The sequence below is a fragment of the Methylobacillus arboreus genome (assembly GCF_020532725.1).
GTDB classification, from domain to species: domain Bacteria; phylum Pseudomonadota; class Gammaproteobacteria; order Burkholderiales; family Methylophilaceae; genus Methylobacillus; species Methylobacillus arboreus.
This window is the reverse complement of the sequence record NZ_JAJAVC010000011.1, coordinates 609,428-627,268: the sequence shown is the minus strand read 5'-3', so window position 1 is coordinate 627,268 and position 17,841 is coordinate 609,428. Positions and strand designations below refer to the sequence as shown.

Annotated in this window: 21 protein-coding genes; 17 read left to right on the top strand and 4 right to left on the bottom strand. The window is 53.6% G+C overall.

Annotated elements, in window-relative coordinates; genetic code table 11:
• Positions 1–24: 24 nt before the first annotated feature.
• Positions 25–489 carry an SsrA-binding protein SmpB gene (smpB, locus tag LG198_RS13955; RefSeq protein ID WP_230343829.1) on the bottom strand — a complete coding sequence of 155 codons (465 nt, stop codon included), beginning with the start codon at positions 487–489 and terminating at the stop codon, positions 25–27.
• 145 nt (positions 490–634) lie between these two features.
• On the opposite strand from smpB, the gene LG198_RS13950 reads away from it, so the two are divergent.
• The gene (locus tag LG198_RS13950; RefSeq protein ID WP_230343784.1) at positions 635–1,072 is read left to right on the top strand and encodes a type II toxin-antitoxin system RatA family toxin; all 438 of its coding nucleotides are present in this window, start codon (positions 635–637) and stop codon (positions 1,070–1,072) included.
• A complete protein-coding gene (locus tag LG198_RS13945) occupies positions 1,069–1,407 on the top strand; it encodes an RnfH family protein (protein WP_230343783.1) in 339 nt (112 codons plus the stop codon). The genes LG198_RS13950 and LG198_RS13945 overlap by 4 nt, the downstream gene beginning before the upstream one ends.
• Here LG198_RS13945 and LG198_RS13940 read toward each other — a convergent pair.
• Positions 1,404–1,874, bottom strand: coding sequence for a DUF4124 domain-containing protein (locus LG198_RS13940; RefSeq protein WP_230343782.1), 471 nt, complete (start codon positions 1,872–1,874; stop codon positions 1,404–1,406). The two genes, LG198_RS13945 and LG198_RS13940, sit on opposite strands and share 4 nt — an antisense overlap.
• Before the next feature lie 159 nt (positions 1,875–2,033).
• Between LG198_RS13940 and guaB the strand changes: the two genes are divergently transcribed.
• From guaB to LG198_RS13880, 12 genes are all read left to right on the top strand, one after another.
• Positions 2,034–3,494 carry an IMP dehydrogenase gene (gene guaB / locus LG198_RS13935; RefSeq protein WP_230343781.1) on the top strand — a complete coding sequence of 487 codons (1,461 nt, stop codon included), beginning with the start codon at positions 2,034–2,036 and terminating at the stop codon, positions 3,492–3,494.
• A 10-nt stretch (positions 3,495–3,504) separates the two neighbouring features.
• Positions 3,505–4,230 carry an SIMPL domain-containing protein gene (locus LG198_RS13930; RefSeq protein WP_230343780.1) on the top strand — a complete coding sequence of 242 codons (726 nt, stop codon included), beginning with the start codon at positions 3,505–3,507 and terminating at the stop codon, positions 4,228–4,230.
• Positions 4,231–4,284: 54 nt separating this feature from the next.
• The gene (guaA, locus tag LG198_RS13925; protein WP_230343779.1) at positions 4,285–5,865 is read left to right on the top strand and encodes a glutamine-hydrolyzing GMP synthase; all 1,581 of its coding nucleotides are present in this window, start codon (positions 4,285–4,287) and stop codon (positions 5,863–5,865) included.
• Between the two features lie 43 nt (positions 5,866–5,908).
• Positions 5,909–6,928, top strand: coding sequence for a tryptophan--tRNA ligase (trpS, locus tag LG198_RS13920; RefSeq protein WP_230343778.1), 1,020 nt, complete (start codon positions 5,909–5,911; stop codon positions 6,926–6,928).
• A gap of 268 nt (positions 6,929–7,196) precedes the next feature.
• Positions 7,197–7,712, top strand: coding sequence for a hypothetical protein (locus LG198_RS13915; RefSeq protein ID WP_230343777.1), 516 nt, complete (start codon positions 7,197–7,199; stop codon positions 7,710–7,712).
• 840 nt (positions 7,713–8,552) lie between these two features.
• Positions 8,553–9,641: an acyl-CoA dehydrogenase family protein gene (locus LG198_RS13910; protein WP_230343776.1), complete on the top strand. Its 1,089-nt coding sequence runs from the start codon at positions 8,553–8,555 to the stop codon at positions 9,639–9,641.
• Between the two features lie 8 nt (positions 9,642–9,649).
• Complete coding sequence (locus LG198_RS13905) at positions 9,650–10,402, top strand: PIG-L deacetylase family protein (RefSeq protein WP_230343775.1); 753 nt, start codon at positions 9,650–9,652, stop codon at positions 10,400–10,402.
• Between the two features lie 38 nt (positions 10,403–10,440).
• A complete protein-coding gene (locus LG198_RS13900; protein ID WP_230343774.1) occupies positions 10,441–11,019 on the top strand; it encodes an SAM-dependent methyltransferase in 579 nt (192 codons plus the stop codon).
• On the top strand, positions 11,016–11,732 hold the full coding sequence (locus tag LG198_RS13895) for a glycosyltransferase (RefSeq protein ID WP_230343773.1): 717 nt from the start codon (positions 11,016–11,018) through the stop codon (positions 11,730–11,732). The genes LG198_RS13900 and LG198_RS13895 overlap by 4 nt, the downstream gene beginning before the upstream one ends.
• Positions 11,733–11,955: 223 nt before the next feature.
• Positions 11,956–12,453, top strand: a complete 498-nt coding sequence (locus LG198_RS13890) for a GreA/GreB family elongation factor (RefSeq protein ID WP_230343772.1) — start codon at positions 11,956–11,958, stop codon at positions 12,451–12,453.
• A gap of 13 nt (positions 12,454–12,466) precedes the next feature.
• Complete coding sequence (locus LG198_RS13885; RefSeq protein ID WP_230343771.1) at positions 12,467–13,072, top strand: nitroreductase family protein; 606 nt, start codon at positions 12,467–12,469, stop codon at positions 13,070–13,072.
• A gap of 48 nt (positions 13,073–13,120) precedes the next feature.
• Positions 13,121–14,716 carry an ABC-F family ATPase gene (locus tag LG198_RS13880; RefSeq protein ID WP_230343770.1) on the top strand — a complete coding sequence of 532 codons (1,596 nt, stop codon included), beginning with the start codon at positions 13,121–13,123 and terminating at the stop codon, positions 14,714–14,716.
• Between the two features lie 68 nt (positions 14,717–14,784).
• On the opposite strand, the gene LG198_RS14450 is transcribed toward LG198_RS13880, so the two are convergent.
• Positions 14,785–14,979 (bottom strand): hypothetical protein, encoded by a 195-nt coding sequence (locus LG198_RS14450; protein ID WP_456085635.1) that lies wholly within the window; start codon positions 14,977–14,979, stop codon positions 14,785–14,787.
• Here LG198_RS14450 and LG198_RS13870 point away from each other — a divergent pair.
• The 3 genes from LG198_RS13870 (at position 14,886) to LG198_RS13860 (ending at position 16,668) form a co-directional block, all read left to right on the top strand.
• Entirely contained in the window at positions 14,886–15,209 is a 324-nt protein-coding gene (locus LG198_RS13870) for a DUF3363 domain-containing protein (RefSeq protein WP_456085634.1), read from the top strand. The two genes, LG198_RS14450 and LG198_RS13870, sit on opposite strands and share 94 nt — an antisense overlap.
• A gap of 106 nt (positions 15,210–15,315) precedes the next feature.
• Positions 15,316–15,618 (top strand): ArsR/SmtB family transcription factor, encoded by a 303-nt coding sequence (locus tag LG198_RS13865; protein WP_230343769.1) that lies wholly within the window; start codon positions 15,316–15,318, stop codon positions 15,616–15,618.
• 60 nt (positions 15,619–15,678) lie between these two features.
• On the top strand, positions 15,679–16,668 hold the full coding sequence (locus LG198_RS13860) for a zinc-dependent alcohol dehydrogenase family protein (RefSeq protein ID WP_230343768.1): 990 nt from the start codon (positions 15,679–15,681) through the stop codon (positions 16,666–16,668).
• A 39-nt stretch (positions 16,669–16,707) separates the two neighbouring features.
• Here the strand turns inward: LG198_RS13860 and LG198_RS13855 are convergent, their stop codons facing one another.
• Complete coding sequence (locus LG198_RS13855; protein ID WP_230343767.1) at positions 16,708–17,814, bottom strand: response regulator; 1,107 nt, start codon at positions 17,812–17,814, stop codon at positions 16,708–16,710.
• Positions 17,815–17,841: the final 27 nt, after the last annotated feature.

Below are 17,841 nucleotides of genomic sequence, written 5' to 3'. Positions count from 1 at the left end.
GATAACTCTGAAAGTAGAAGGAATTCAGGAACCTGCTTGAGTTTTAACATACTTCTTCATGATTGAGCTCTGCTCGCGCTTCCAGTCTTTTTCCTTCTCACTCTGCCGCTTGTCATATTGCTTCTTGCCCTTGGCCAGGCCGATCTGCACCTTGATGCGTCCACGGGTGTAATGCATGTCCAGCGGCACCAGGGTATAGCCAGCACGCTCCACCTTGCCGATCAGCTTGGCAATTTGCTCGGAATGCAACAACAGCTTACGGGTACGGATCGCATCTGGGCGCACATGCGTGGAAGCCGAGCCCAGGGGTGTAACATGGCAGCCTATGAGGTAAATCTCGCCACGCTGGATGATGACATAGGCTTCCTTGAGCTGGATGCGGTTTTCACGGATAGCCTTCACCTCCCAGCCTTCAAGCACAATACCGGCTTCGTATTTTTCTTCGATGAAATAATCGTGAAACGCTTTTTTGTTCTGGGCGATACTCATGGTGGCGTGATACTTAAATGGTGAGATCAATCCTCCGGCGCCAGCAAACTTGAAATCGGCCTGTTGCATGCCAATTTGCGCCGCTTTTGCTTGCAGCCGGTGAATATGACTTAAAATCGATATTTTACTCTAGATCGCGAGACGAATGGCACAGGTTGAAAAAACAGTCCTGGTGGGACACTCTGCAAAACGCATGTTCAATCTGGTGGACAATGTGGAAGCCTACCCGCGATTCCTGCCCTGGTGCGGCGGAGTGGATCTGCACCGCCAGGATGAGGCGGTGACTGAAGCCACGCTCCACATCGACTACCATGGATTAAAGCAGAAATTCACCACGGAAAACCACAAGGTATTCCCTACTGATATGGAAATCCGCCTGAAAAGCGGCCCTTTCAAGCACCTCGAGGGATTCTGGCGCTTCACGCCTCTGGCGGAGGATGCCTGCAAGGTACAGTTCAGGTTGCAATACGAGTTTTCCAGCATCCTGCTGGAAAAACTCATCGCCCCGGTATTCAGCCATATCGCCAATACTTTTGTCGAAGCTTTCGTAAAACAGGCGGAAACCCCAGATCAAGCGCCATGACAGCGAAGATTTCCGTTGAAGTGGCTTATGCCCTGCCAGACAAGCAACTGATCCTGAAAGTTGAAGTGCCCACAGGCACCACGGCACTTGAGGCTGTACTGCAATCAGGGATTGCAGACCACTTCCCTGGGCTGGATGTCAAACAGAGCAAATTGGGGGTTTTTGGCGAAATTGTGCGGGCAGATTCTTTGCTGCAAGCCCATGACCGGGTAGAGATTTACCGTCCATTGCAAGCAGATCCCAAGGAAGCAAGGCGCAAGCGCGTAAGCCAAACTGCCGCGCCTAAAAAAGGCGGCCGCAAGCTGCCGCCACAGGTTTCAGTCAGAACCCGTTAATCCTCAGTGTCAGTGCAGTATTGCTGCACTTCCCTGGTAGCCTCCTCCAGCCCACGCTGGATATCCTCATCGCCTAGGTATTCGCGCTCGCCTTCAGGCGTCATCTTGTAAATACGTCCGCCGACCTTGAAGTTCTGGTAGTTTGCCCTGGCATTCTGGCAATTGGCTTTCCTGGCTTCTTCTTCTGCACGCTGCTTTTCGTCGTTGCGCCTTTCCTGCTCGGCTTCGCTCTGGCGGCGCAAGGCTGCGGCATTGCGCACGGCCTGCGAATCCACATTGCTTGGCGCAGGCGTTGTCTTGGATACAGACCTGACATTATCCACCAGCTCATAAGGGACATTGCCAGGAGGCGGTGAGTCTGAGTACAACGTCACGCCGTTATTGTCTTTCCACTTGTAAACCTGGGCATAGGCCATCCATGGCAATACCAGCATCATGCCTAATGTCAGCCACCGAGCTATATTCATGAACTCCCCCGAATCATAGAAATCGCGTTCAACACAGTAAGCGGCTTCATTACTGCCGTCAATTGAAAACCTGTACTGAATTATTATCGGCAAAATGTCACGGAGATTTACCGCCAGGGCGCTACCCGGTATAATTACCTTTTGCCGGAAAGATATTTTATGCGTCTGTTGCAACAAGCGCTTACTTTCGACGATGTTCTACTGGTTCCCGCACATTCCAACGTGCTGCCGCGCGAAGTAAGCCTCGCCACCAAACTTACCCGTTCCATCACCCTTAATATCCCCTTGATCTCTGCCGCCATGGACACCGTGACGGAAGCGCCATTGGCAATTGCCCTCGCCCAGGAAGGCGGCATGGGGATTATTCACAAGAATATGACCATCGCTGACCAGGCAGCTCATGTTTCACGCGTGAAGCGCTTCGAGTCCGGCGTGGTCAATGATCCGGTCACCATCCAGCCGCACCTCACCGTGCGCGATGTACTGGCGTTGACCCGCCAGCACAAGATTTCCGGCTTACCCGTAGTGGATGGCAAGAAGGTGGTCGGCATCGTCACCAACCGCGACCTGCGTTTTGAGACCAATCTCGACCAGGCTATTTCCAACATCATGACCCCGCGCGAGCGCCTGGTCACCGTGCGTGAAGGCGCCAGCCTGGAAGAAGCCACCGCATTGCTGCACAAGCACCGCCTGGAACGCGTGCTGGTGATTAATGATGATTTCGAGCTCAAGGGCCTGATCACCGTCAAGGATATCCAGAAATCCAGCGACCACCCCTATGCCAGCAAGGATGAAAAGGGCCGCCTGCGGGCAGGTGCGGCCGTGGGCGTGGGTGAAGGTACGGAAGAACGCGTTGCTGCACTGGCTGAAGCCGGCGTGGACGTCATTGTGGTAGACACGGCTCATGGCCATTCGCAAGGGGTGCTGGACCGTGTCAACTGGGTGAAAAAGAACTTCCCGCAAGTGCAAGTCATCGGCGGCAACATCGCTACCGCCAGCGCCGCCAAGGCATTGGTGGACGCAGGTGCTGATGGCGTCAAGGTCGGCATCGGACCCGGTTCTATCTGTACCACCCGTATCGTCGCCGGCGTCGGCGTGCCGCAAATCAGCGCGGTGAGCAATGTGGAAGAAGCCTTGCGTGGCACTGGCGTCCCCTTCATCGCCGATGGCGGCATCCGCTTCTCGGGCGATATTTCCAAGGCAATCGCCGCAGGCGCATACTCCGTGATGCTGGGCGGCATGTTTGCCGGGACGGAGGAGGCACCTGGTGAAATTGAATTGTTCCAGGGCCGTTCCTACAAGTCCTATCGTGGCATGGGTTCCATCGGTGCCATGGAAAAAGGCTCCAGTGACCGCTACTTCCAGGACAACAATGGCAATGCAGACAAACTGGTGCCTGAAGGCATTGAAGGCCGCGTACCCTACAAGGGCAGCGTACTGGCCGTGATCCACCAACTCATGGGCGGCCTGCGTGCTTCCATGGGTTATGTCGGTTGCAGCACCATTGAGGAAATGCGTACGCGTGCCGAGTTTGTGCAGATCACTGCGGCTGGCATGCGCGAATCGCACGTGCATGACGTGCAGATTACCAAAGAAGCCCCTAACTACCGCATAGACTAGGCAAACAGCCATGGCGACAGAAAAAACCTCTTCCATCCCGGCATTCACCATCCTCGGCGTGCTGTTGTTTGCCGGGTTGGGCGCATTGGGCTACCAACTTTCCCATGGCGCGCTGGAAATCAAGAAGCTGGAACGCACGGTAGAGGTCAAGGGCCTCTCCGAGCGCGAAGTCGCCGCCGATATCGCCATCTGGCCCATTACCTTCAGTATCGCGGACAACGACCTCAGCGCGCTGTACCAGAACATCCAGCAGAAGAACGCCAGTGTGCTGGAATTCCTGCAGCGCAATGGCTTCAAGGAAAACGAGGCCAGCGTTTCCGCCCCATCGGTGGTGGACAAACAGGCACGCGAATATGGGGACGCTGGCGCCAATGCAAAATACCGCTATACCGCGAGCTCCACTATCACCGTGTACTCCAGCCAGGTGGAAAAAGTGCGTGAAACCATGATCCAGGTAGCTGAACTGGGGCAACAAGGCATCCCGATTGCGGGTGACAGCTATAACACCCAGTTCATCTACAGCAAGCTGAATGAAATCAAGCCTGCGATGATTGAAGAAGCCACCAAGAACGCACGCGAAGCAGCCAACAAGTTTGCCAAGGATTCCGACAGCACGCTCGGCAAGATCAAGCGTGCCAACCAGGGCACATTCAGCATAGAAAACCGCGACTCCGGCACCGCGCATATCAAGAAAGTCCGCGTGGTATCCACGGTAGAGTATTACCTTTCAGACTAACGCCATTGAGGCTTAGCTACCCCTTCAACCTATTCCCAACGCGCTTGAGCTTACATGCAACAAAAAATTCTGATTCTTGATTTCGGCTCCCAATATACCCAGTTGATTGCACGCCGCGTGCGTGAAGCCAATGTTTACTGCGAGTTGCACTCGTGGGATGTCACGGACGACTTCATCCGCGAATTCCAGCCTGTAGGCGTGATCCTCTCCGGCGGCCCCAACTCGGTATATGAGGACGAGACCCCGCGTGCACCGCAAAGCGTATTTGAGCTCGGCGTGCCTGTTTTGGGCATCTGTTACGGCATGCAGACCATGGCAGCCCAGCTCGGCGGCTCGGTGGAAAATGCAGCGAAGCGCGAATTCGGTTACGCCGAGATCCGTGCGCAAGGACACTCTGCCCTGCTCAAGGACATCGAGGACAGGCGCAACGGGCAAGGCCACGGCCTGTTGGATGTCTGGATGAGCCATGGCGACAAGGTCACTGCCCTGCCAGAAGGCTTCAAGATCATCGCCAGCAATAGCGCGACCCCGATTGCGGGCATGGCTAACGAAAGCCGCCGCTACTATGCCGTGCAGTTCCATCCTGAAGTAACCCACACCAAGCAAGGCACCGCCCTGCTCAGCCGTTTTGTGCACGAAATCTGCGGCTGTGACCGCGGCTGGAACATGCCTGACTATGTTGAAACCGCCGTCCAGCGTATTCGCGACGAAGTCGGCAATGACGAGGTCATCCTTGGCCTCTCTGGCGGCGTCGACTCTTCCGTAGCAGCAGCCTTGATCCATCGCGCCATTGGCGACCAGCTCACCTGTGTCTTTGTCGACAACGGCCTACTGCGCCTCAACGAAGCCGAACAGGTGATGGAAACCTTTGCCAAAAACCTCGGCGTCAAGGTGATTCATGTCGATGCCAGTGCCAAATTCCTTGGCGATCTCGTCGGCGTTTCCGACCCTGAAGCCAAACGTAAGATCATCGGCCGCGAGTTTGTTGAGGTATTCCAGGCAGAATCTGCCAAGCTGGCGCAAGCCAAGTGGCTGGCGCAGGGCACCATCTACCCAGACGTGATCGAATCTGCCGGCGCCAAGACCAAGAAAGCGCACACCATCAAGAGCCACCACAATGTAGGCGGCTTGCCAGACACGCTTAAACTGCAATTGCTGGAACCATTGCGCGAACTGTTCAAGGATGAGGTTCGTGAACTCGGTGTTGCACTCGGGTTGCCGCATGACATGGTCTACCGCCATCCCTTCCCCGGTCCCGGCCTGGGCGTGCGTATCCTGGGCGAAGTGAAGCGTGAATACGCAGACCTGTTGCGCAAGGCCGACCACATCTTCATCGAAGAACTGCGCAACACCAAGGACGCAGATGGCAAGTCCTGGTACGACAAGACCTCGCAGGCATTTGCCGTATTCCTGCCAGTGAAGTCCGTAGGCGTCATGGGCGATGGCCGCACTTATGACTATGTGGTTGCCCTGCGCGCCGTGGTCACCACCGACTTCATGACCGCGCATTGGGCTGAGCTGCCATATGACCTGCTGGGCAAGGTATCCAACCGCATCATCAACGAAGTGCGCGGCATCAACCGCGTGGTCTATGATATTTCCGGCAAGCCGCCTGCCACGATTGAGTGGGAATAACTGCCCCGACTTGCCTGACCTCAGAAGAAACAGAGAACAAGAGATGAGCACAAAACCCATTATCCTCACTGGCGACCGACCGACCGGCCCCCTGCATCTCGGTCATTTTGTCGGCAGCCTGCGCAACCGCGTGCATTACCAGCATGAGTACAAGCAGTACATCATGCTGGCCGATGCCCAGGCGTTGACCGACAATATGGATGATATCGACAAGGTACACCGCAACGTCATCGAAGTAGCGCTGGATTACCTTGCTGTCGGCATCGACCCCAGACTCTCGACCATCTTCATCCAGTCGCAAGTGCCCGAGCTCACCGAACTGGCGTTCTACTACCTCAACCTGGTCACCGTGGCGCGCTTGGAGCGCAACCCGACCGTGAAGGAAGAAATCCGCCTGCGTGACTTTGAGCGTGACATTCCTGCGGGTTTCCTCACCTATCCTGTCAGCCAGGCAGCCGACATCACCGCGTTCAAAGCCACCCTGGTGCCGGTGGGCGAAGACCAGATTCCGATGATCGAACAGACCAACGAAATCGTGCGCCGCTTCAACCGCCTTTACAAAAACCCGAATACCAAAGAAGAAATCCTGGTGGAAACCAAGGCCCTGGTGCCTGAAATCGGCCGCCTGCCCGGCATCGATGGCAAAGCCAAGATGAGCAAGTCCCTGGGCAACGTTATCAACCTCGGCGCCTCTGCAGATGAAGTCAGCAAGGCGGTCAAGAAGGTCTACACCGACCCCCTGCACTTGCGCATCGAAGATCCCGGCCATGTCGAAGGCAATATTGCCTTCACCTACCTGGATGCGTTCGATAGCGACAAGGCTGCCGTGGCCGAACTCAAAGAACATTACACCCGCGGCGGCCTCGCTGACAGCATTGTGAAAAAACGCCTGGAAGCCGTGCTGCAAGAACTGCTGGAGCCTATCCGCGCCCGCCGTGCCGAACTCGCAGAAGACAAGGGCCATATTCTGCAACTGCTGCGCGAAGGCACCGAGCAGGCGCGAGAAGTCGCCGCCAGGACGACAGATGAGGTCAAAGCTGCGCTAGGCTTGAATTACTTCTAAACCTGCATTGCATGTACGGCCCGTTTAAATATTACCAACGCGGGAGAAACCAGCTTGGGCTTATCGGAACAGCGCATTCAGGAAATTATTCCAATGAATTGATTGGAAAAAGATTTTTGATGCCTGGATTTACCTTATATAGCTTAGCCTACCGATGACCTGCAGAACTCCTACATGGATTTAGTTAATACCCCTACATTGAATTTTGAAGCATTGTTTCATACTGCCTCCATCAGGCTTTCTGATAATTACCCCCTGAGGAGATATCATGACACGAACAGTAACCGGCTTATTTAAAGACCAGGAAAGTGCAGAGCGCGCTTATTTGAGTGCTACCAACGCGGGATACCGTGCTGACGAAATTGACGTTGTTATGTCAGAAGAAACACGTGAGCGTTTTTATGGCAAAAACACCACGCTGGAAACAGAAGTCGGCAACAAATCTGCTGAAGGCGCAGCTATTGGCGGCGCTATTGGCGCATCGGCAGGAGCAATCGCCGCGGCGATCGCAGCTACAGGAACGGTATTGGCTTTGCCAGGCTTGGGACTCGTGATTGCGGGGCCCCTTGCTGCTGCAGTGGCCGGTGCCGGGGCTGGTGGCGTAACGGCTGGCATCGTAGGTGCTTTGGTCGGCTGGGCAATTCCTGAAGACCGCCTGAAAGAATATGAAGAAGGCGTCAATGAAGGCGGCATCCTGGTAGGAGTGCGCTCCAGAACCGATGAAGACTCACAACGCTTTGCCAAGGACTGGGAAGATAATCGCGGCGTTAATATTTATTCCTGAGCGATATCTGTAACAGGAGTGTGATAAAAGGCTGTCGATTGTGACAGCCTTTTCTTTATATTTTTCTGACGACAGTTGTCGATATGATGAATATCTTTGAAACAAGGACGCGTACTTTGTCTTCTATGCAATTTCTACATTGCAATCATATGATAAAGGCTCTTCACTTCGTCATCTCTCGCTCAAGGATGCTTCTCGATCCAATACACACCAGCGTTCCATATCAACCAGAACAAATTCGCCAACATGATACTGATAACAATTGCGTGAAAGTGATGTCTCATTTTCTCCTCCCGATGTGCTAGATTTAGGAAATTAATCTGCGAGAAAACCAGTAAAATCAAACTAACTATCTTAACCTGTTAACCTGACGCCCTCTTCAAACATATTTTATGAGGGGAGTTGAGATGCGCTTATCCTGCATTAGCTGAATTTTTTGTAAGAATTTAATTCTGTTTTTACAATTTGAGTAGCTTCTTGCTTGAGTCGTTGGGCAGGGAAATGACAATAGCAGGTGTGAATGAGCCTACTGAACTCATACTAGAATTGGCTTAACAAATGACGGAAAGACCCTGCTCAAATGGAGTTGATTTAGGCCTTATGATGGGAAGAAGGCAAAACAAATGGAATGCGTAATTTTCTGGTAACTTTGTCAGAAGTTCATTACAAATAAAGATTCACGGCCTACGTATTTATTCCAGCGACTATGTCCTTCGACCGTTGAGATAATTTTGAATTATTTCTCACTCAGCCGATTCCCACATCAATATGCGAAATTGTCTTATAGGGCATGGACAATTTTGACTCTAGCATCCATGAGAATGCTTACTGGCCCTGAAAATGAATGCTCCTTCTACTGGTTTGAATATTTTATCAACTCGACTCGAGACTCAATTATTAGGGGAGTTGGAAGATATTTTATCCAAGTGCACTCCAGTTGCTTGCGCCTCTGAAATTTTTAACCGCCTTGTTGAAAACGATACTCTTACCCTCCCCCTGCCTGGCCATGGCAACACATTGCTACGCTGGAAAATGCTGGCAGCAGTGGCGGCAATAGATTTAAGCGCCGCAAAATTGTATGAAAGCCACCAGGATGCGGTAGCCATACTACATGAAATTACCCAACAGCCTATTCCGGCCAATACACGATGGGGCGCATGGGCTGCCGAGTGCCCTGAACTCAGCCTGCAAGCCAGATTTTCGGATAGGCATGACTCCACATTGCATGCAGCAGGATTTAAGCAAAGCGTTGAAATCACCGGTACCAAATCCTGGTGTTCGGGGGCCAATATCCTCTCCCACGCGCTTGTTACCGCAAAGAATGCCGAGAACCAACCAGTCTTGATCGCTGTGAACCTCGACCAGCCGGGCGTCAAAATAACAAGCAAGGGCTGGCACGCGCTAGGCATGCAGGAAACTAATAGCGTCGATGTTGAATTCAATGGCGCAGTTGGCCATCAAGTTGGCCCGCCTTCCGCTTATTTGAACCGTCCCGGCTTTTGGCATGGGGGCGGAGGCATAGCGGCTTGTTGGTATGGAGCGGCAAAAAAACTCGGTATGACGCTTTATTCGCAATTGCATAAAAGCCATGGCACGCATGCGCCCTTCAAATCAATGCATCTGGGAGAAGTGGATGTGGCGTTGGCGGCTGCCGCGGCCTTGCTACGGGATTCGGCCAATGCCATAGACGGCAATCCAAAGAAAAATTTCTTCGTTGAAGCCTTGCGCGTCCGTTTGGCAGTCGAATCCGCTTGTGAAAAAGTCTTAAGCCATACAGGCAAGGCGTTGGGGGCGGCGGCATTTTGCAAGAATGCGGAATTTGCACGCATGCATGCGGATTTAACGGTTTTCCTCAGGCAAAGCCACGCTGAAAAAGATCTCGCCTCCTTATCAGAAAAAATAGAAGGGAACGACCCATGGCGGCTTTGAATGGAAATGTGATCGAGATCAACCGGGGGACATCCGCAAGATCTTGGCGCGATTGGACAAATCGGCACAATATACCTTCGGTCACGCTTGCAGGTGTGGTTCCGCCGGGCAAGCGGCTAGTAATCGTTTCCCCTCATCCTGATGATGAAATCCTTTGTGCGGGAGGACTGTTAGCCTTGGCTACGGCATCGCAAAGGGAGTGCCTGCTGATTGCCGTGACAAACGGCGAAGCCAGCCATCCCGACTCCCTTGCCTGGTCACCCTCCTGCCTTGCTGCCATCAGGGCCAGGGAAACTGAAATTGCGTTATCCATCCTTCACTCCGGCCGCATCCAGATTGTGCGGGCCAATCTTCCCGACGGCTGCCTGAATGCGGCTGAACCTTGCATTCAATCGGTATTGGAGAAATGGCTGACACCCAACGATGTGGTGGTCTGCCCGTGGCAAAACGACGGCCATCCTGACCATGAAGCCGTAGCCAGGGCATGCTTTCATGTCGCGAATGATTTGGATGCATCCCTGCTTCAAGCGCCTATCTGGGGATGGCATGCATGCAGCCCAGATGAAAAACTAATAGATCAAAGCGCAGCCCTCAAATTGAATTTTCCACGCGAAATATGGCATAGAAAAAAAACCGCCATCCATGCGTTCCGCAGCCAATTGGAGCCTGATCCCAGCACGGGAGCCGGCCCGATTCTGCCCACTCATGTCCTTGAGCATTTCTACAATCCGTATGAGATTTTTCTGCGAGGTTGCCAATGACAAATTCTTCCACACAGCCTTCAGAGGATTTTGAAGGCTTGTATGCTGCAAGTGACGACCCCTATGGGCTTAAATCCCGATGGTACGAACAAAGAAAAATCGACATATTGTTGGCATCTTTGCCAAACCGGCATTACAAAAATGCCTATGAACCAGGCGCAGGCGTAGCCGAACTAAGCAAGAAGCTTGCTGCCCGGTGCGACTTTCTCACGATCAGCGACAGCAGCCAACGCGCCGTAAAAATTGCTGAACATAACCTGGTAGCGCTCACCAACATTAAAGTAGCAAAGCATATCCTGCCGCAGGATTGGCCTGATCCCGATATCAACAGTTACGACTTGATCGTGCTTAGCGAGGTCTTGTATTTTCTTCCTGAAGTCGATTTACGCGTCGTGGTTAACAAAGTGATAAAAAGCTTATCGGCCGAAGGGCAAATTGTAATCTGCCATTGGAAGCCTGCATTTTCACAGAGAACAGTCTCTACCAGCTTTATCAGTCAATTATTCCAGGACATCAGTATATTGAACGTCCTGGCAAGGCATGAGGAAGACGATTTTCTGCTGGAAATCTACGGCACCAATTCCCGGTCCGTAGCTCAACGGGAGGGCATCAGATGATCGGTATTGTCGTGCCTGTCCATAATGAAGCGCAATACCTGCATGCCTGCCTTGCCGCTATCACCAAAGCGGCAAGGCACGGCAGGCTTCAGAACGAGACGGTAAAAATCGTGGTAGTGCTGGATGCCTGTTCAGATGAGTCTGAATCCATCAGTCACTTATTTACCGTCAAAATTCTTAAAGAGGAATTCAAAAACGTAGGCCAGGCAAGAGCTGTCGGCGCGGAGTATCTCCTGGCACAGGGAGCCAGGTGGCTTGCCTTCACTGATGCCGATACGATCGTAGACCTGAGATGGATTGTCAGCCAATTAGGCCTCAACAGCGAGGCAGTATGCGGCACTATCCAGATTAGCGACTGGTCCGGCTTCGGCCGCCATGCTCATGCCATGAAATCGGATTTCAATCAGAACTACAAGGATCAGGAAGGCCACCGCCACATCCATGGCGCTAACTTGGGAATCTCTGCAGAGGCTTATCGCAAGGTAGGCGGTTTTTTACCCTTGGCAAATAATGAGGACGTAGCCCTGGTACAAGCTTTGGAAAAACATGGAATCAACATTGCCTGGAGTGCCAAGCCCAGGGTGGTGACCAGTGCCAGGATTGATCCCCGTGCACCAAAAGGCTTTGGCGATACGCTGCTATCCAGCTTTGCCAATATTCTGCAAGCCGAGTCATTCAAGCAACCAGAAAATCAAGTAAACATATTGGGTTGAGAAGATAAAACCCGAAAGTCTGGGTAAGACTTTTTATCCAAAAGGTTAAACGCCTGCCTGTAATAAAACCATACGCTCCAATTCTCGAGCAATTTCAATTCTAAAAGCACCCTGTCCAATAGGCATACCTGCCGCCATATAGCTCTTTCTGTCCGCTGGGGACTACAGCAGCATAATAGGATACAATTCAAGGTTTTATTGAAAACATTGCATTTTCAGCCCAATGAGCCGCGGATTTGTCAAAGAGGATGACCTGGAGCATGCCGGTACTGACCTGCCGGAACGCCCGATCAGTGCGCATGCCAATTATGTCACCCCATCTGGCCTCCAGCAGCTGCAACGGCAGGCGAGCCAGCTTGAACAAGAGCGGCTGCCACTCGCCCAGCGCAAGGAAGACCCCGTCGCCCAGCAGCGGCTCGCCATTATAGACCGCGACCTGCGCTATCTGCAGGCGAAGCTGGACTCCGCAATACTGGTTGACCCTGCTGCCCAGCCTGCAGATACAGTATTGTTCGGCGCCACTGTAGAAGTGGAAGACGAGAATGGCAGCCAGCATACCTTCATGATCGTAGGTGAGGACGAAGCTGACATCGCCCTCAACCAGGTAAGCTGGACTTCTCCGTTGGCGCAGGCATTGATCGGCCAGAAAATCGGCGACAGCGTCACATGGCATCGCCCAGCCGGCGACCTGGACCTGGAAATTATTGCTATCCACTATTGAGGAATTCTGTAGTATGAATGTTACTGAAGCCATTGAAGGCCGCCGCTCGGTCAAGGCATTTGATGCCAGCCATGCCATGCCGGAGGCCGACATTGAAAAACTGATGTCGCTGGCTGTGCTCTCCCCCACGGCATTCAATATCCAGCACTGGCGCTTTGTATTGGTGCAGGATTCGGAACTGCGCCAGCAGGTGCGTGCTGCAAGCTGGAACCAGGCACAGGTAACGGATGCCTCGCTGCTGGTGGTGCTGACCGCTGACCTCAATGCCTGGGAGAAAGAGCCACGCCGCTACTGGCGCAATGCAGAGCAACCCGTGCAGGATTACCTGGTCAATGCAATTGATGGCTACTACCGTGACAAAGCGCAGGTACAACGTGACGAAGGCATGCGCTCCTGCGGCATGGCTGCCACGACGCTGATGCTGGCAGCCCAGGAACTGGGCTACGACTCCTGTCCCATGGACGGTTTTGATTTTGATGCAGTTGCCAAGCTGCTCAACCTGCCTGCTGACCATACGCCAGTGATGTTCGTTGCGATCGGCAAGGGTATCCAGCCTGCTCGGCCACGTGGCGGCCAGCTGTCACTGGACGAAGTGGTTATCCGCAACAGATTCAAGTAACACCCGGCAATTACACCAAGATTATTTTAGGATTTTTAGGAAAACACCGTGTTAATCAGCAACAACATCACTATGCAGTTTGGCGCCAAGCCGTTATTTGAGAATGTATCGGTCAAGTTTGGTGAAGGCAACCGTTACGGCCTGATTGGCGCCAACGGCTGTGGCAAATCAACCTACATGAAAATCCTGGCCGGCGTGCTGGAGCCGACATCCGGCAATATCTCGCTGGACAGCAATGAACGCATGGCCTTCCTGCGCCAGGACCAGTTTGCCTACGAAGACCAGCGCGTCATTGATGTCGTCATGATGGGCCATGAGGAAATGTGGAAAGCCAATGTAGAGAAAAACGCCATCTACATGAACCCGGAAGCCACAGAGGACGACTATATGCGCGCCGCCGAGTTGGAAGGCGTGTATGCGGAATATGACGGTTATACCGCGGAAGCCCGCGCAGGCGAGTTGCTGCTGGGCGTGGGTATTCCCATTGAGCAGCACACCGGCCCCATGAGCGCCGTTGCGCCGGGCTGGAAACTGCGCGTGCTGCTGGTACAGGCGCTGTTTGCCAATCCCGACATACTGCTGCTGGATGAGCCGACCAACAACTTGGACATCAATACCATCCGCTGGCTGGAAGATGTGCTGAACAACCGCGATTGCACCATGATCATCATTTCGCATGACCGGCACTTCCTGAACCAGGTCTGTACACATACGGCCGACATGGACTACAACAAGCTGACCGTGTATCCGGGCAATTACGACGACTACATGGAAGCCTCCGCCCAGGCACGCGCGCAACAAGCTAAGGACAATGCCAAGGCCAAGCAGCAGATCGCCGACCTGCAAGAGTTCGTACGCCGCTTCTCTGCCAACGCCTCCAAGGCCAAGCAGGCCACCAGCCGCGCCAAGCAGATCGACAAGATCAAGATTGAGGAATTCAAGCCCTCCAGCCGTCAGTATCCATTCATCCGCTTTGAATATGACGAGCGCGACAAGCTGCACCGCAACGCCGTTGAACTGAAGAAAGTCAGCCACGGCTTTGACCGACCCTTGTTCAAGGATGTGGAATTGATCTTTGAGGCGGGTGAAAAAGTGGCCATTATCGGGGAAAACGGTATCGGTAAAACCACCTTCCTGCGCTGCCTGGCAGGCGACCTGACACCACAGCATGGTGAAATCAAGTGGACCGACAAAGCCAAGCTAGGTTATTTCGCGCAGGATCACGAATACGAGTTTGAGGAAGACCTCAACCTGTTCGACTGGATGTCGCAATTTACCCAGCAAGGCGACGACGACCAATCGGTACGCAGCATGCTGGGACGGTTGCTGTTTTCCGGCGAAGATACCAAGAAATCCGTGAAGGTATTATCCGGCGGCGAGAAAGGCCGCATGCTCTACGGCAAGCTGATGCTGGCGCGCACCAATGTGCTGCTGATGGATGAACCGACCAACCACATGGATATGGAATCCATTGAAGCGCTGAATACTGCGCTGGATAAATATAAGGGCACCCTGTTCTTTGTCAGCCATGACCGTGAATTCGTCAGTTCGCTGGCAACGCGCATTATTGAAATCAAGACAGACGGCATCGTGGACTTCAGCGGCAATTACGAAGACTACCTTGCCAGCCAGGGCGTCGAATAACACGGCCTGCCTCACGTCAATAAAAAAGGATCGCAAACAAAGGATTGTCCTCGCAATCCTTTTTTATTTCAGCATGACTCCAGCACCGAACTTCGCTGGACTACGCCACAGCTCGTTACCTGCGCTTCGGCCACCCGGCGCGCACCGTCCAGCTCGATCGCTGGCGGCGCTGCGCGGTGTTCCTGCCCACGGCAATCTTCTACCGCATCCGCTGAGAATCGAACGACTACGGCACCGTGCGCTGGCAACTCATGGTGCTGCAAGCCTGCACGCCGAAGGCGAACAGAAAACGCGGTCTGTGTCCGGGATCTACCGGCGAAGCATCATACTGACCAGTGGACGCTACGCCATGCTGGACGAAGGCATGGGGTTCAGCCTGGTGCCGTGGAAGCCCGTGATTGAGCAACGGTTGGGGCAACAGGTCGCTGCCACAATGCGCGGCGGTGGCGTGTCCTGGGAGATTGGGCGGCAGCATGGGCTGCCTTTCGGCTAGGCAGGCCTTCGGCATCAGATTGCCAGGGTTGGCTCCAGCACCGGGCTGACTCAACAGCGGCTGGCTTTTGTATTGACATATCGGTAAATATCGATATAATCAGGTCATGGATTTGCTCGAAATATTCAAAGCCCTGTCAAACCGTACCCGCCTTGAAATCCTGAAAGGTTTGAAGGATCCCGCGAAAAATTTCCCTCCGCAGGATGAAGGTGACGTTCTTACGGTGGGCGTCTGCGTCAGCAGTATTCAAGAAGGCGTCGGACTGTCGCAGTCAACGGTGTCTGATTATCTTGCAACGCTGCAGCGAGCGGGCTTGGTCGAAGTCAGGCGCATCGGTCAGTGGACCTACTACAAGCGGAACGAAGCAACCATCAGCGCTCTTGCCGAAATCATAGGGAAAGAGCTGTAATTTTTTAGCACTATATATCGAAAATTCCAGATATTCCTTTTTATAGAAACGAGGATTGAAATGAAAGCGATAGTACTTAAATCATTTGGCGGGCCGGAATCGTTCGAGTTGCGCGACGTGCCCAAACCAGTGCCGGGTGCGGGACAAGTCCTGGTGCGGGTACACGCAACCTCCATCAACCCCTTGGATTATCAGGTTCGACGTGGCGACTATGCCGACCTGGTGCCACTGCCGGCCATTACCGGACACGACGTATCGGGCGTTGTCGAAGAAGTTGGGCCGGGTGTGACGACCTTCGCTCCGGGAGACGAAGTCTGGTACACCCCGCAAATATTCGACGGGCCAGGAAGTTATGCCGAGTACCACGTTGCGACCGAAAGCATTATCGGGAAGAAGCCGCCATCACTGAGCCATCTTGAGGCGGCAAGTCTGACCCTGGTTGGCGGGACGGTGTGGGAAGCACTGACCGTGCGAGCGGCGCTCAGAGTGGGGGAAAGCATTCTGATCCACGGCGGCGCGGGAGGCGTAGGTCATGTCGCGATCCAGGTGGCAAAAGCCATTGGAGCGCGGGTCTTCACGACCGTGCGCGAAGCCAACTTTGAGTTCGCACGCAGCATGGGTGCCGATGTGCTCATCGACTACGAGAAGGAGGATTACGTCGACGCCATCCTGCGGGAAACCGGTGGCCACGGCGTCGATGTGGTGTTCGACACCATCGGCGGCAACACATTGTCGCGTAGCCCCGACGCGCTCGCACAACTTGGCCGCGTGGTCTCGATTGTGGACATTGCCCAGCCACAAAACCTCGTGCAGGCCTGGGGTAAGAACGCCAGTTATCACTTTGTTTTCACCAGGCAGAACCGCGGCAAGCTCGATGAGCTGAGCGCATTGGTAGAGCGCGGTCAGTTGCGCCCGCACGTTGGCGCGGTCTATTCGCTTGCCGACCTTGCGCTCGCCCATGCCCGGCTGGAGAGCCCCAACAACGGTCTCCAGGGAAAAATCGCGATTGCAGTCGAGCCATCGGCTTATTTCGTAAGTGCGAACGTTTAATTTTTAACCGTTGAACTCACTTTAAAGGAACGCCATGGTTTATTTCACCTGGGCACCAGGGATATGACGGTCACGGTACTGCTGCGCAATCTGCTGGAACTGATCTGAGATTGCAGCAAACGCATCCACCATATCCGGGTCGAAATGCGTGCCGCGCCCGGAAAGAATAATCTCCACGGCCAAATCGTGTTCAATTGCCTGTTTATAGACGCGCTCGCTGATCAGGGCATCATACACATCGGCAATCGCCATCAACCTGGCGGCCAAGGGAATCTTGTTACCACTCAAGCCATCAGGATACCCCGAGCCATCCCAATGCTCGTGATGCCACATGGCAATCTCGCGCGCGCATTGCAGAAAATTGTTTTTGCGCCCGATCAGTTTTTCCGCATCAATCAGGGCGTTGGCCCCCAGCCTGGCATGCGTTTTCATCACTTCATATTCTTCTACAGTAAGTGGACCGGGTTTAAGCAGAATATGATCGGGAATCCCCACTTTGCCCAGGTCATGCAATGGTGCCGACTTGTAAATCATATCAATCACAGGCGGCGTCAGCATGGAAGAAAACTTGGGATGGCTGCGCAGCTTTTCTGCCAGCAGGCGCACATAGTGCTGGGTGCGGCGGATATGGTTGCCGGTCTCGTTGTCCCGTGTTTCTGCAAGCGAGGCCAATGCGAAGATCGTCACATCCTGGGTCAAGGCAATCTCGCGCGTGCGCTGCTCCACCTGGTATTCCAGAAAGCGGCGCTGGTCCTTGAGAAAGAGATGGGTTTGGATGCGGGCCAGCACAATCGGCGGACTAATCGGCTTGACAATATAGTCCACGGCCCCTACATCAAAACCACGCTGCTCGTCTTCCATATGAATCTTGGCAGTGAGGAAGATTACCGGGATGTTTTCCGTCACCGGGTTAGCCTTGATCTGGCGGCAGACTTCATAACCATCAATATCCGGCATCATGATATCCAGCAATATCAAATCCGGCCTGGGCTCCATCTGCGCTACACGCAGGCCGTCCACCCCGCTGACGGCCACCTTGACCTGATAAAACTCCCGCAACAAGGCATTGATCACCGTTAAATTTTCCGGCGTGTCGTCAATCACCAGGATCGTCTGTTTATTGTTTGTATCCGGTATCTTGTCCATCAGTATTCGCCCCCATGTTGTCTGATT